Here is a 13,960-nt window from a genome sequence, read left to right as displayed (position 1 = left end):
CGGCGACGCCGCGCCGCCCGCCGGCGCAGCCGCCGCGCCCGCGCCGCCCGCGCCGCGCGACGCCAACCCACTCACCCCGCGCGAGCGGGAGATCCTGCGGCTGGTCGCGCGCGGACTCGGCGACGCGCAGATCGCCGCCGTGCTGGTGCTCAGCCCGCACACCGTCCATCGCCACGTCGCCAACATCCGTCGCAAGCTCGGCCAGCCGACGCGCGCCGCGGCCGCGGCCGACGCGACCGGTCGCGGCCTGCTCGGGGAGGAGCGCGACGGCTAGACCGGCGGTGCCGCGGCGGGCATGGTCAGCTAGCGCTTGTCGCGCTGACCGGCGGCCAGCTCGCGCGTCACTCTCGCGTTGCCGAGCTTGCGGCTGATATTGGCGGCGAGCTGCGGCGCGACGCCCGCGGCGATCGCGCCGGCGCGCAGGCTCAGCGGAGCGACGTCCAGCTCGGCGCGGTTCTGCTCGATCGCCTTCACGACGCCGGCGGCGACGTCCTCCGGCGAGCGCGTCGCGACGCCCTTCGGCAGCTCGACACCGGCCTCGGCGAACATGCCGGCGTCGCGGATGAAGCCGGGGAAGACGGTCGAGACGCCGACGCCGCGGTCGCGCAGGTCCTCGCGCAGGCCGAGCGCGAAGCCGCGCATGCCGAACTTCGTCGCCGAGTAGAGCGAGCCGCCGGGCTGCGCCGACTTGCCCGACAGCGACGAGATGAAGACGAGGTGGCCGCGGCCGCGCGCGGCCATCGGCTCGGCCAGCAGCTTCGCGAGCGCGATCGGCGCGCGCAGGTTGACGTCGAGCGCGCGGTCGATCTGCTCCAGCGAGTAGTCGTCGAGCGTGCCGCTGGCCGGCAGCGCGGCGTTGGCGACGAGCACGTCGACGTCACCGGCCTGCGCGACCAGCCGCTCCGGCGCCGCGCGGTCGGCGAGGTCGACCGCGAGCGCCCGCCCGCCGAGCTCCCGCGCGAGCGGCTCCAGCACCTCCGCACGCCGGCCGGTGAGGATCAGCCGGCCGCCGCGCGCGGCGAGCGCGCGTGCGATCGCCTGGCCGATTCCCCCGCTCGCGCCGGTCAGCAGAATTGTGGTGCCCTGGATCTCGGTCATGCGTGCAAGCCTGCCAGACGCACGCGCCCCGCGTGCGCCACAGCAGCGTGCAACTCCTCTGGTAACCGCCGCCCGCTGAAACCTCGCGCGTCCGCTCACGGACCGGTAACGGGCGGACAACACTGGCATCGGCGGGGCGGCCTAGCGTCCGCGGCGGTCGCATCCTCCGTCCCCTCGCCACCTCCGAGGTCCTCATGAGCAACGCTTCGACGCGCCGGCGCTTCCTCGCCGGCGCCGGTGCCGCGTCGGTCGGCGCCGCCGTCGCCGCCACTCCCGGTGCCGCCTCCGCGCACGGGAACCGCCCGCCGTTCCCGAGCTGGGGACGAGTCCGCCTGCTGCACTTCACCGACGCGCACGTGACGCCGAACGCGGCGCGGTCGGAGACCGAGACGCTGCGCGCGCTGCAGCTCGGTCTGCGCTACCGGCCGGACCTGATCGTCCAGGGCGGCGACGCGATCTACGACGCGCTCGTGCAGGACCGCGCCAGCGTCGAGGCGCAGTGGGCGATCCACCGGCGCGTCTACGAGCGCGTGGGCGTGCCGGTCGCGCACGTGATCGGCAACCACGACTGCTGGACCGGGCCCGGCTCGGCCGGCGACCCGCTGAGCGGCAAGGCGTGGGCGCACAGGGAGCTGGGGCTGGAGCGCGGCTGGTACGCGCGCCGGCTCGGCGCCTGGAAGCTGATCGTGCTCGACTCGATCGAGCTGACCGGCGGCTCCGGCTACGTCGGCCGTCTCGGCGCCGAGCAGACCGCGTGGCTCGAGCAGGAGCTGGCGCAGACGCCGGCCTCGACGCACGTGGTGATCGCGTCGCACATCCCGCTGCAGACGGCGCTGCCGTTCACCGACGCCGGCCTGCGGCGCGCCGACGGCGGCTTCGACGTGCCCGGCGGCTGGGGCGTGCACTCCGACCTGCCGGAGATCAACGAGCTGCTGTTGAGCCACCGCAACGTGCGGCTGGCGCTCAGCGGCCACAACCACGTGCGCGACGACATCACCTACAACACCGTGCGGTTCGCCTGCGGCGGCGCGGTGAGCGGCAACTGGTGGGACGCGAGCGACCCCGGCTACCGCGACACGCCGCCCGGCTTCGCGATCGTCGACCTCCACCGCGACGGCAGCTCGGAGATCGGCTACTGGTCCTACCGCGAGGTCGGCGAGCGCGAGGTCTCCGCCGACGGGCCGGCGACCGGCGGGCGCTGAGTCGCGCTATCCGAACAGGGCCACTGTGGCGGTGAACGAGTGCATGAACGATGCACCGCCGACCGGGCCGATCTCGCCGGCGGCGAAGAAGCCGGCCGAGGGGGCGCCGCCGAGCTCCTCGGCGAGCAGGCCGGCGTCATGGTCGGCGATGCCGAACATCTCGCGGCCGCGCGAGTGGCAGGCGAAGGCGAGCGCGCCGGCCGGCGCGCCGCCGAGCGCCTCGACGCGCAGCTTCAGCTGGTCGTGCAGGTCGCGGTCGGCGGAGGCGGCGTCGCGCGCGTGCAGGCGCATCACCTGGCCGGGCTCGACGCGCGCGGCGATCGCGATCGTGCCGGCGACCGGGTCGGCGCCGAGCAGGCCGCGCACGAGGAAGTCGCCGTGGACGTAGTCGGGCTGGCCGCCGTCGACGACGACGCCGACCAGCAGGCCGCCGGCGATCAGCGTCCGCTCGTACGCGTCCAGCTCCTCGATCGTCGCGCGTATGTGGTCGAGCGCCGGTCTGCCGGCCAGCTCGGTGATGACGTTGCCCTCGGCGGCGGTGACCGTCATCTCAGGGCCGACCGGGGTCGCGCCCTGCGAGACGCACGGCAGCAGGTCGACGCCGTCGAGCCGCACGCCGACGGCGCCCGACTCGCAGACGCGGTCGCCGTGGAAGAGCGCGGTCGCGCCCTCGGCGGTGCGCGCGCTGGCGAGTCCGCCGACGATCGGCACGCCGGGCGCGCGGTCGGCGAGGTCCATCAGCAGCGCGTCGGTCGGGAAGCTGAACGGGTCGGGCAGCAGGATCGCGCCGCGCGCGCCGGTCAGCTCCTCCATCCCGGTCACCGCGATCGTCTCGTCGATCTGCTGCGCGGTCGCGTGGAAGGTCGTCGCACGGCCGCCGCCGAGCGAGGCGGCCCAGACCGCGACCGCGGTGCCGCCCTCGTGCTCAGCCCCGCAGCCGAGCACGCCGCCGGCGCCGCAGCCGATCAGCTCCGGCGGGCGCAGCGCCTCGTGGACGCCTTCGAGCGTCGCCTCGGGCGCGGCGAGGTGGGCGCCGGCGGCGAAGACGATCGCCAGGTCGGCCTTCTCGCCCGCGAGCGCCTGGCCGGCCGCATGGGCGGCCTCGATCGCGCCGACGCGGGCGTCGCCATGTGTCGAGACCCCTGTGCCGATGCGTGCGCCCATCGCACCACCATACTGCTGACCGCCAGGCCGCTCGACCGTTCTCGCGGGATAATCAGCGCATGCCCGCCGTCATCGCGATCTTCGGTCCCACGGGGATCGGCAAGACGGCCGTCGCGCTCGCGCTGGCGCGGCGGCTGCGGGCCGCGGGGGAGGAGCCGGTCGCGATCTCGGCCGACGCGTTGCAGGTCTACGCCGGCCTCGAAACGGTGACCGGCGCCGCCGACGCGACCGAGCAGGCGGAGCTGGAGCACAGGCTGATCTCGTTCCTGCCGGTCGAGGAGACCTTCAGCGCCGGGCAGTACGCGCAGCTCGCGCACGCGGAGATCGACGGCGCGCTGGAGCAGGGGCGCACGCCGATCGTCGTCGGCGGCACCGGCCTCTACCTGCGCGCGGCGCTGACGGAGCTGTCGCTGAAGCCGCCGCCGCCGCAGGGCGCGCGCGAGCGCTGGACCGCCGAGCTGGAGCTGGTCGGCGCCCCGGCGCTGCACGCGCGGCTGGCGGCGCGGGCGCCGTGGGCGGCAGAGACGATCGACCCCAACGACCGGCAGCGGATCGTGCGCGCGCACGAGCTGCTCGACGCCGGCGCGCTCGAACCGCCGTCTGAGGACGCGCCCGGCCCCTCGCAGCTGTGGACCGCCGAGGTGCGGCAGCCGACGGTGCTCGCGGGCCTGACGCTCGAGCGCGAGCAGCTGTACGCGCGGATCGAGGAGCGCGTCGACGCGATGATCGCGGCCGGCGCGCGCGAGGAGGTCGTGCGCGCCAACGCCGCCGGCGCGTCGGAGACGGCGCGCAAGGCGCTCGGCTTCGACGACCTGCTGACCGGCGACGTCGAGGGGATGAAGCGCCGCACGCGCAACTACGCCAAGCGCCAGCTGACCTGGATGCGCAAGCTGGCGGGCGTCGAGACGATCGACGCGACCGATCGCGACGCCGACGAGATCGCGGCCATCATCGATAACCTCCGCCGCCGGCAACCGCCCGTCCCAGACCCGTCCCAGACCCCGGAGGCAGCGTGAAGTTCGAGAAGTGGCAGGCGCTTGGCAACGACTACGCGATCGTCGAGGCCGACGCGCTCCCGTTCGAGCTGACCCCCGCCCGCATCCGCGCCTTCTGCGCCGCGCACTTCGGCGTCTTCGCCGACGGCATCCTGCTGCTGTCCAGAAGCGACGAGCCGGGCTACGTCGCGTCGCTGAAGATCTTCAACCCGGACGGCTCGGAGGCCGAGCTGTCGGGCAACGGCGCGCGCGAGGCGATCATGTACCTGCGCCAGCGCGGCTGGGTCGACAGCGACGAGTTCTCGATCATGACCGCGGCCGGTGAGATCCGCCCGTCGATCACCGGCCCGACGACCTGCAAGGTCGACATGGGCCGCGCGAAGCTGACCTCGAAGGACTTCCCCTCCGGCCCCGCCGACGGCGCCGCCGAGCTGACCGCCGACGGCACGACCTGGAGCTTCCAGCACGTCTCGATCGGCAACCCGCAGTGCTCGATCCGGGTCGATTCGGTGGAGGCGCTGGAGGCGCTCGACCTGCCCGCGATCGGCGGCGCGCTCGAGCATCACGAGCTGTTCCCCAACCGCACGAACGTCTCCTGGTACGCCGAGCTGGCGCCCGACCGCATCCGCGCGCGGATCTTCGAGCGCGGCGTCGGCGAGACGCTCTCCTCCGGCACCGGCGCGACCGGCGCGGCGGTCGCGCACGTGCTGCGCGGCGGCGGGGGCGACGATCCCGACCTCTCGACCGTCACCGTCGTGCTCGACGGCGGCGACCTCGAGGTCGAGGTCGCGGAGGACCTGCACGTGAACCTGACCGGCTGGGCCGTGCCCGTCTTCGCGGCCGAGCTGTCCGAGAACTTCCTGAAGGAGCTGCATGAGACCGAGTAAGCGACTCGACCTGATCCCGCCGTACCTCTTCGCCCAGCTGGAGAAGAAGATCGCCGAGAAGAAGGCGGCGGGCATCGACGTCATCTCGCTCGGCATCGGCGATCCCGACACGCCGACCTACGCCCCGATCGTCGCGGCGATGCAGAAGGCGGTCGCGGACCCCGGCACGCACCAGTACCCGTCGAACCGCGGGCGCGACGACTTCCGCCAGGCTGTCGCGGCCTTCTACGCGCGCCGCTTCGGGGTCACGCTCGACCCGGCGACGGAGATCATGCCGGCGATCGGCGCGAAGGAGTGCATCTTCAACCTGTCGCTGACCTTCCTCGACCCCGAGGACGTCGCGCTCGCCTCCGATCCCGGCTACCCGGTCTACACCGGTGGCCCGCTGCTGGCCGGCGCGAGCGCCGTGCTGATGCCGCTGAAGCCGGAGCTGGGCTTCGCGCCCGACCTCGACGCGATCTCCGACGCCGACGCGCAGCGCGCCAAGCTGCTGTTCATCAACTACCCGAACAACCCGACCGGCGCGATCGTGCCGGAGGGCTTCTTCGAGAAGGTCGTCGCGTTCGCGAAGCAGCACGACATCCTCGTCGTGCACGACAACGCCTACAGCGAGACGACGTACGACGGCTACGAGGCGCCGTCGTTCCTCTCGACGCCCGGCGCCAAGGAGGTCGGCGTCGAGGTCTTCTCGCTCTCCAAGGGCTACAACATGACCGGCTGGCGGGCGGCGGCGATCGTCGGCAACGCCGACGCGATCGCGGCCTACTGGAAGCTGAAGAGCAACGTCGACTCGGGCCTGTTCGAGGCCGTCCAGCTCGCCGCCGTCGAGGCGCTCTCGCCCGCGGTCGACAACGACGTGGCGGCGATGAACGCCGTCTACACGCGCCGCCGCGACCTCGTCGTCGAGGCGCTGACGGCCGCCGGCGTCGACGTGAGAGCGCCCAAGGGCACGATCTACGTGTGGGCGCCGATCCCCGCCGGCTACGACTCCTCGGCCGCCTACTGCGAGCACGTGCTGGAGCAGGCCGCCGTCGTGATCTCCCCGGGCGGCGCCTACGGCGCCAGCGGCGAGGGCTTCTTCCGCATCTCGCTCACGACGCCCGACGACCGCCTGCTGGAGGCGGTCGAGCGGATCAAGAGATTGGGCTGACTTCGTCAGCACAGCGAGTTCCACGCCGGCGCGCCGCACTGCGTCGCGTCGGTGGGAACTCGCGGGCGAGGGCTGGCGCGCTGAGGGGTCAGAGCGCCGCCTGCAGATGGTGCGTATCGCCACAAGCGGTTAGGCCGTCACGCACCATCCGCACCTCTTGAAGGGGGATCTTCATGAGCGGCATGTCCCTGCGCAAGCGCGCGGCTCTCGCCGGCGCGCTCAGCGCTGCCCTCATCGTCGTCGGAGCGCCGCCCGGCGCGCTCGCCCAGGAACCGGACTGGGCCACCGATCCTGCCGTCCAGCAACGTGTCGAGACGTTGATCGGCCAGCTCACCACCGAGGAGAAGGCCGACCTCGCGACCGGCAGAATCAACAACTTCTACGGCTTCTACAACAACCCGATCGAGCGGCTCGGGATCCCGGCCCAGACGATGGCCGACGGTCCCGTCGGCGCTCGCATCGCGAACCCGAACGTCAACGGCCAGCGCTCGACCCAGCTGCCGTCGGCGAGCGCGCTCGGCGCGACCTTCTCGACCGAGCTGGCCGACGCCTATGGCGGCCTGATCGCCGACGAGGCATTCGCGACCGGCCACAACGTGCTGCTCGCGCCATCGCTCGACATCGCGCGCGACGCCCGCTGGGGCCGCGCCTTCGAAGGCTTCAGCGAGGATCCGCTGCTGAACGGCACGCTCGGGTCCGCCTACGTCTCCGCGGTCCAGAGACGGCCCGTGATCGCGACGATCAAGCACTTCATCGCCTACAACCAGGAGACCGAGCGCTTCAGAGTCTCCGCGCAGGTCGACGACCGCGCGCTGCACGAGATCTACGGCCGGCCGTACGAGATCGCCGTCGCGGCCTCCAGACCGGGCGCCGCGATGTGCTCGTTCAACCGCATCAACGAGGTCTACGCCTGCGAGAACCCGCTGATGAACACGCTGCTGAAGGGCGAGTACGGCTTCCGCGGCTTCATCATGAGCGACTACAACGCGACGCCGAGAAACACGGCGAGAGCGGCCAACAACGGGCTCGACCAGGAGCAGCCGGGCGACCAGGGACCGGGCAGCGCCAACTTCGGCGCGAGACTGGTCGCGGCCGTCCAGGCCGGCGACGTGCCGGTGTCGCGGCTCAACGACATGGCGCGCCGGATCCTGCGGCCGATGATCGGCCTCGGGCTGTTCGAGAACCCGCCGCTGATCAGACCGCTGCCGCAGAGAGAGCACGGCCAGATCGCGCGCTCGATCGCCGCGCAGGGCATGGTGCTGCTGAAGAACGAGCGCCGCGCGCTGCCGCTGAGACCCGACCCCGACGCGCTCACCAGCATCGCGGTGATCGGCCCCGACGCCGACAACGCCTCCGCACAGGGCGGCGGCTCCTCCGTCGTCAGACCGACCTACACCGTCAGCCCGCTCGACGGCATCAGAGCGCGCGCCGGAAGCGACGTCAGAGTGACCTACGCCGCCGGCACCGACGGCATCACCGAGGGCGACCTGCTGCCCGGGCCCGCGCCCGTGCCGTCGACCGTCCTGCGGCCGAGCGACGGGGCGCCGGGCGACCGCGGCCTCTCCGCGCAGTACTGGCCGAACACGACGTTCTCGGGCGATCCGCAGATCAGCCAGACCGACGTCGGCGTGAACGTCAACTGGGGCTTCTACAACTTCCCCGGGTTCAACGCCGCGTCGCCGAAGGTGCCGACGCTGCGTGAGACGCGCGGCCTCGCGACGAGCGACCTGTCGGCCCGCTGGACCGGCTCGTTGATCGCTCCGGCGACCGCCGAGTACACGCTCGGCCTGACCGCCCGCGGCGACGCGACGCTGCGACTCGACGGCGACGTCTTCGTCCAGCACACCGGCGCGCTGTCGTCGATCGGCAGAACGATCAGACTGACCGCCGGGCAGCCGCACACGGTGCGGATCGACTACTCCGCCGCGCGCGAGAGCACGTACCAGGGCGGCCAAGTGCGCTTCTTCTGGCAGCACCCGGACGACGTCGTCTCGCCCGCGATGAGCGACGCCGTCGCCGACGCGCGCGCCGCCGACGTGGCCGTCGTCGTCGTGCGCGACTACGAGAGCGAGGGCCCGGGCGACCGCCCGTCGCTCGACCTCCCGAAGGAGCAGGATCAGCTGATCCGCCGCGTGGCGCGCGTCAACCCGCGCACCGTCGTCGTGATCGAGACGGGCGCGCCGACGAAGACCTCGACGTGGGAGGAGGACGTGCGCGGCATCGTGCACGCCTGGTATCCCGGTCAGGAGCAGGGCAACGCGATCGCCGACGTGCTGTTCGGCGACGTCAACCCGTCCGGCAAGATGCCGGCGACGGTCCCGGTCGACGAGACGCAGACGCCGACCTCGACGCTGGAGCAGTTCCCCGGCGTCAACCTGCTCGCGCAGTACTCCGAGGGCATCTTCGTCGGCTACCGCGGCTACCAGCGCCGCGGCATCCAGGCGGCCTACCCGTTCGGCTTCGGGCTCTCCTACACCACCTTCGCGTACAGAAGACTGCGCGTGAGAGGCGGCGCAGGTGACCCGCAGGTGACGTTCACCGTGAGAAACACGGGCAGACGCGCCGGCACCGAGGTCGTGCAGGTGTACGTCGGCCGGCTGCCGACGAGATTCGTCGCGACGCCGCCGAAGCAGCTCGCCGGCTTCACGCGCCTGACGCTCGCGCCGGGTGCCAGAGCGCGCACGTCGGTGACGATCCCGCGCAGCGCGCTGTCGTACTGGGACAGCGGCGCTCAGCACTGGGTGACGCCGTCCGGCCGTGTGCCGGTCTACGTCGGCGGTGACTCCGACGACGCGGCACTGGCAGGGGTGATCAATGTCAGATAGCGGGCTTCGCGCTTAATTGAACGTACGAGTTCGTGGCGCGCGCGGGGGTCCGCGCGCGCCACGCGCATGGTGCCGATCGCAACGAGGTGGATAGACCGCTGCGCACCATCCGTACCTCTTGAAGGGGGAACTTCATGAGCGGCACGTCCCTGCGCTCTCGCGCGGCCTTGGCCGGTGCGTTGAGCGTTGCCGTGATCTTCGTCGGAGCGCCGTCCGCGGCGCTTGCCCAGGCACCGCCCTGGGACGCCGACCCCGCTGTCGAGCAGAGAGTCGAGCAGCTGCTCGACCAGCTCACGACCGAGGAGAAAGCTGATCTCGCCACCGGCGAGCTGAACAACTTCTTCGGCTTCTACAACAACCCGATCGAGCGAGTAGGCATCCCCGCGCAGCCGATGGCCGACGGCCCGATCGGCGTCCGCGTCGCCAACCCGGAGATCGACCGCAGAACGACGCGCTTCCCGTCCGGCACCGCGATGGGCGCGACGTGGAACCCGGCGCTGGTCGAGCAGGTCGGCGCCGCGATCGGCGACGAGGCGTTCCACACCGGCCACAACACGCAGCTCGGCCCGAGCGTCGACATCCCGCGCTCGCCGCTGTGGGGCCGCGCCTTCGAGGGCTACGGCGAGGATCCGCTGCTGAGCGGCACGATCGCCTCCGGCTACATCAACGGGATCCAGTCCAACCCGGTGATGGCGACGATCAAGCACTTCGTCGGCTACGTGCAGGAGACCGACCGCTTCACCTACGACGCGCGCGTCGACGACCGCACGCTGCACGAGATCTACGCGAAGCCGTACGAGCTGGCGATCCAGAACTCGCATCCGGGCGCGGCGATGTGCGCCTTCAACAGAATCAACGGCGTCTACGCCTGCGAGAACCCGCTGATGAACACCCTGCTGAAGGGCGACTACGGCTTCAGAGGGTTCGTCATGAGCGACTACAACGCGACGCCGAGCACGGCGCGCGCCGCCAACAACGGGCTCGACCAGGAGCAGCCCGGCGACCAGGGACCGGACAGCGCCAACTTCGGCGCGAGACTGGTCGCGGCCGTCGCGGCCGGTGACGTCTCAGAAGGCCGCCTCGACGACATGGCGCGCCGGATCCTGCGCCCGATGGTCGGGCTCGGCCTGTTCGAGACGCTGCCGAGAGCCGACCGCGCCTTCGACGCCGACGCCCACTCGGCGCTCGCGCGCCAGGTCGCGCAGGAGGGCTCGGTGCTGCTGAAGAACGAGCGCAGAGTGCTGCCGCTGAGACCGGGCGGACGGCTGCGCAGCCTCGCCGTGATCGGCCCCGACGCCGACAACGCCTCGGCGCAGGGCGGCGGCTCGGCCGTGATCCCGTTCGCCACGCGTGAGATCAGCCCGCTCGCCGGGATCAGAGCACGCGCCGGCGACAACGTCAGAGTGACCTACGCCGCCGGCACCGACGGCGTCAACGAGGGCGATCTGCTCGGCGGCCCGGTGCCGGTTCCGTCGACGCTGCTGCGGCCTGCCGGCGGCGGCGCCGCCGACCGCGGCCTGCACGCCCGCTACTGGACGAACACGACGTTCGACGGCGCGCCGAAGGTCGACCAGACCGATCCCGAGGTGAACGTCAACTTCGGCTTCCAGAACTGGTTCAGCGCCGCCTCGCCGAAGGCGACGCAGTCGGCGACCGTCGCCGCCTTCGCGGCCAGAGGCGACTTCAGCCTCACCGGCAGCATCTCGGCCCGCTGGGAGGGCAATCTGATCGCGCCGGCGACCGCCGAGTACACGCTCGGGCTGACCGCCCGCGGCGACGCGACGCTGCGGATCGACGGCGAGGTCTTCGCGACGACCAGCGGCGACAGAGTCGTCACCGTCGGCAGAGCGATCAGACTGGTCGGCGGCGAGCCGCACACGATCCGGATCGACTACAGCGCAGCCGCGCTGAACGGCTACCAGGGCGGCCAGGTGCGCTTCTTCTGGCAGCACCCGGAGGACGTGCTGAGCCCGGCGATGCGTGACGCCGTCGCCGACGCGCGCGCTGCCGACGCGGCCGTGGTGGTCGTGCGCGACTACGAGACCGAGGGCGCCGCGCGCGAGGCCGACAGACCGACGCTCGACCTGCCGAAGGAGCAGGACCTGCTGATCCGCGCGGTCGGCCGCGCCAACCCGAACACGGTCGTCGTGGTCGAGACCGGCGCGCCGTCGAAGACCTCGACGTGGGAGGACTCCGTCGGAGCGATCCTGCACGCGTGGTATCCCGGCCAGGAGCAGGGCGGCGCGATCGCCGACCTGCTCTTCGGCGACGTCAACCCGTCCGGCAAGCTGCCGGCGACGGTGCCGGCCGACGAGGGTCAGGTGCCGGGCATCGAGGTCGACGACGTGGTCGACTTCGACGAGGGCGTGTTCGTCGGCTACCGCGGCTTCGGCCAGCGCGGCCTGACGCCGTCGTATCCGTTCGGCCACGGCCTCTCGTACTCCAGATTCGCCTATCGCAGACTGCAGCTGAGAGGCGGAACCGGCGACGCGACGGCGACCTTCACGCTGCGCAACGCCAGCAACCGCGCCGGCAGCGAGGTCGCGCAGGTCTACATCGGCCGGCTGCCGACGAGATTCGTCGCGACGCCGCCGAGACAGCTGGCCGGCTTCGTGCGCGTGCCGCTGGCGGCGAGACAGAGAGAGCGCGTGACGGTGACGATCCCGCGCCGCTCGCTGTCGTACTGGGACAGCGGCTCGCAGCACTGGGTGACGCCGGCCGGCCGCGTGCAGGTGTACGTCGGCTCGTCGTCGGAGGACGTCCGGCTGGCGGGGGTGGTGAACGTCAGATAGGTGCCTGAAGCGGTTCCCGCGGGTCGTCGCGTCCCCACTAGACTGGTCAGCAGATGACGACGACCCGCAGCCGCAACGGGCGCTTGAACGAGACGCCTGCGAATGAGAGATCGACCGCCGGGCGCGCGCGCCAGCGCGCCTACATGATCGCGGCGCTGGAGGAGGGCGACGACCTCTCCGAGCTGCAGGAGCTGCTGCGCACCGCGGGTGTCGCCGTCGTCGGGCAGACCGTCCAGCACATGGAGAAGCCGCATCCCAACACCTATCTGGGATCCGGCAAGCTCGAGGAGCTGAAGGCGGCGCTGAAGGAGTCAGGCGCCAACGTCGTCGCATGCGACGACGAGCTGAGCCCGCGCCAGGAGCGCAACCTCGAGAGAGCGCTCGACACGCCGGTCGTCGACCGCACCACGGTGATCCTCGACATCTTCGCCGGCCACGCCCACTCGGCCGAGGGCAAGCTGCAGGTCGAGCTGGCGCAGCTGGAGTACAACCTCGCGCGCATGCGCGGGCTGTGGACCCACCTCGAACGGCTCGGCGCCGGCGTCGGCACGCGCGGCCCGGGCGAGTCGCAGATCGAGACCGACCGCCGCCTCGCGCGCGATCGCATCACGGCGCTGCGGCGCAGACTGGAGCGCGTCAGAGGCTCGCGCGAGACGATGCGCGCCGAGCGCGCCCGTGCGCAGCTGCCGACGGTCGCGCTCGTCGGCTACACGAACGCCGGCAAGTCGACGCTGCTGAACAGACTGACCGGCGCCGAGGTCGGCGTCCGCGACCGGCTCTTCCACACGCTCGACCCGACGACGCGCTCGTACAAGCTCGGCGGTCGCGACTACCTGCTGACCGACACGGTCGGCTTCATCCGCAAGCTGCCGCACCAGTTGGTGCAGGCGTTCGGAGCGACGCTGGAGGAGACGCGGCTGGCCGACCTGCTGCTGCACGTCGTCGACGCCTCCGCGCCCGAGGAGGAGCTGAACGAGATGATGCGCGCCGTCGACTCCGTGCTCGAGGAGCTGGGCGCCGACGAGCAGCCGCGCATGCTGATCCTCAACAAGGCCGACGCGCTCGACGACGACGGCCGCCACGACGTCCAGCTGCGCCACCCCAGAGGCCTGCTGGTCTCGGCCCGGACGGGCGAGGGGCTGGAGGCGCTCGGCGAGCGGATCGAGGAGGAGTTCGAGCGCCGCCTGCGCGACGTCGAGCTGCTGCTGCCCTACAGCGAGGGCGGCAGACTTGCCGAGCTGCACGAGATCGCCGGCGACCTCGTGCGCGAGGACACGCCCGAGGGCGTGCGCGTCACGGTCAGACTGCCGGCGACGGTCGCCGCCCGCTTCGAGCGCTACGCCGTCAACGGGCAGCCGGCTTCGTGAGCGCCCTCCCGCTGAAGCGCCTGCACCCTGACGCGGTGCTGCCCCGCCGCGCGCACGACGGCGACGCCGGGCTCGACCTCCACAGCGTCGAGGCGCTGACGCTGGCGCCGGGCGCGCGCGCCGCCGTCGGCACCGGACTGGCGGTCGCGATCCCGCACGGCCAGGCCGGCCTCGTGCTGCCGCGCTCCGGGCTGGCGCTGAAGAGAGGGATCGCGCTCGTCAACGCGCCGGGCCTGATCGACGCCGGCTACCGCGGCGAGCTGCGGGTGCTGCTGCTCAACACCGACGCGCAGGAGCCGTGCGAGATCGCCGTCGGCGATCGCATCGCCCAGCTCGTGCTGATCGCCGTCGAGCTGCCGCAGACCGTCGAGGTCGACGAGCTGCCCGACAGCAGTCGCGGCAGCGGCGGCTTCGGCTCCAGCGGCAGCTGAGCGGTTCGGCAGCGACGTTTCCCGGTCGCGCCGACGTGCCATCCTGATG

The 13,960-nt window shown here is 72.3% G+C and carries 11 protein-coding genes; 9 read left to right on the top strand and 2 right to left on the bottom strand.

What is annotated here, in order from left to right; genetic code table 11:
• Positions 1–274 (top strand): helix-turn-helix domain-containing protein (locus R7226_RS22525; RefSeq protein WP_318599599.1); only part of this gene is annotated, 274 nt, incomplete at its 5' end.
• A gap of 29 nt (positions 275–303) precedes the next feature.
• On the opposite strand, the gene R7226_RS22520 is transcribed toward R7226_RS22525, so the two are convergent.
• Positions 304–1,098, bottom strand: a complete 795-nt coding sequence (locus R7226_RS22520) for an SDR family NAD(P)-dependent oxidoreductase (RefSeq protein ID WP_318599597.1) — start codon at positions 1,096–1,098, stop codon at positions 304–306.
• A 194-nt stretch (positions 1,099–1,292) separates the two neighbouring features.
• Here R7226_RS22520 and R7226_RS22515 point away from each other — a divergent pair, with 194 nt between their 5' ends.
• A complete protein-coding gene (locus tag R7226_RS22515; RefSeq protein ID WP_318599596.1) occupies positions 1,293–2,300 on the top strand; it encodes a metallophosphoesterase family protein in 1,008 nt (335 codons plus the stop codon).
• 6 nt (positions 2,301–2,306) lie between these two features.
• Here R7226_RS22515 and R7226_RS22510 read toward each other — a convergent pair whose 3' ends face one another.
• The gene (locus R7226_RS22510) at positions 2,307–3,464 is read right to left on the bottom strand and encodes an FIST signal transduction protein (protein ID WP_318599595.1); all 1,158 of its coding nucleotides are present in this window, start codon (positions 3,462–3,464) and stop codon (positions 2,307–2,309) included.
• Between the two features lie 59 nt (positions 3,465–3,523).
• Between R7226_RS22510 and miaA the strand changes: the two genes are divergently transcribed.
• The 7 genes from miaA (at position 3,524) to dut (ending at position 13,911) form a co-directional block, all read left to right on the top strand.
• Positions 3,524–4,480: a tRNA (adenosine(37)-N6)-dimethylallyltransferase MiaA gene (gene miaA, locus R7226_RS22505; protein ID WP_318599594.1), complete on the top strand. Its 957-nt coding sequence runs from the start codon at positions 3,524–3,526 to the stop codon at positions 4,478–4,480.
• Entirely contained in the window at positions 4,477–5,346 is an 870-nt protein-coding gene (gene dapF / locus R7226_RS22500; RefSeq protein ID WP_318599593.1) for a diaminopimelate epimerase, read from the top strand. Before miaA ends, dapF begins: the two co-directional genes overlap by 4 nt.
• Positions 5,333–6,496: an LL-diaminopimelate aminotransferase gene (locus R7226_RS22495; protein WP_318599592.1), complete on the top strand. Its 1,164-nt coding sequence runs from the start codon at positions 5,333–5,335 to the stop codon at positions 6,494–6,496. Before dapF ends, R7226_RS22495 begins: the two co-directional genes overlap by 14 nt.
• A gap of 173 nt (positions 6,497–6,669) precedes the next feature.
• Entirely contained in the window at positions 6,670–9,321 is a 2,652-nt protein-coding gene (locus R7226_RS22490) for a beta-glucosidase (protein ID WP_318599591.1), read from the top strand.
• A gap of 134 nt (positions 9,322–9,455) precedes the next feature.
• On the top strand, positions 9,456–12,113 hold the full coding sequence (locus R7226_RS22485; protein ID WP_318599590.1) for a beta-glucosidase H: 2,658 nt from the start codon (positions 9,456–9,458) through the stop codon (positions 12,111–12,113).
• Positions 12,114–12,166: 53 nt separating this feature from the next.
• Positions 12,167–13,480, top strand: coding sequence for a GTPase HflX (gene hflX, locus R7226_RS22480; RefSeq protein ID WP_318599589.1), 1,314 nt, complete (start codon positions 12,167–12,169; stop codon positions 13,478–13,480).
• Positions 13,477–13,911 carry a dUTP diphosphatase gene (gene dut / locus R7226_RS22475; RefSeq protein WP_318599588.1) on the top strand — a complete coding sequence of 145 codons (435 nt, stop codon included), beginning with the start codon at positions 13,477–13,479 and terminating at the stop codon, positions 13,909–13,911. The genes hflX and dut overlap by 4 nt, the downstream gene beginning before the upstream one ends.
• Positions 13,912–13,960 lie beyond the last annotated feature (49 nt).

The sequence above is a fragment of the Conexibacter stalactiti genome (assembly GCF_033542075.1).
GTDB classification, from domain to species: Bacteria; Actinomycetota; Thermoleophilia; order Solirubrobacterales; family Solirubrobacteraceae; genus Conexibacter; species Conexibacter stalactiti.
This window is presented reverse-complemented; position numbering and strand designations above follow the sequence as displayed.

Coding starts and splice junctions, on each gene's coding strand:
- R7226_RS22510 (WP_318599595.1), bottom strand. CDS start 3,464: ATGGGCGCACGCATCGGCACAGGGGTCTCGACACATGGCGACGCCCGC.
- R7226_RS22515 (WP_318599596.1), top strand. CDS start 1,293: ATGAGCAACGCTTCGACGCGCCGGCGCTTCCTCGCCGGCGCCGGTGCC.
- miaA (WP_318599594.1), top strand. CDS start 3,524: ATGCCCGCCGTCATCGCGATCTTCGGTCCCACGGGGATCGGCAAGACG.
- R7226_RS22490 (WP_318599591.1), top strand. CDS start 6,670: ATGAGCGGCATGTCCCTGCGCAAGCGCGCGGCTCTCGCCGGCGCGCTC.
- R7226_RS22495 (WP_318599592.1), top strand. CDS start 5,333: ATGAGACCGAGTAAGCGACTCGACCTGATCCCGCCGTACCTCTTCGCC.
- hflX (WP_318599589.1), top strand. CDS start 12,167: ATGACGACGACCCGCAGCCGCAACGGGCGCTTGAACGAGACGCCTGCG.
- R7226_RS22485 (WP_318599590.1), top strand. CDS start 9,456: ATGAGCGGCACGTCCCTGCGCTCTCGCGCGGCCTTGGCCGGTGCGTTG.
- R7226_RS22520 (WP_318599597.1), bottom strand. CDS start 1,098: ATGACCGAGATCCAGGGCACCACAATTCTGCTGACCGGCGCGAGCGGG.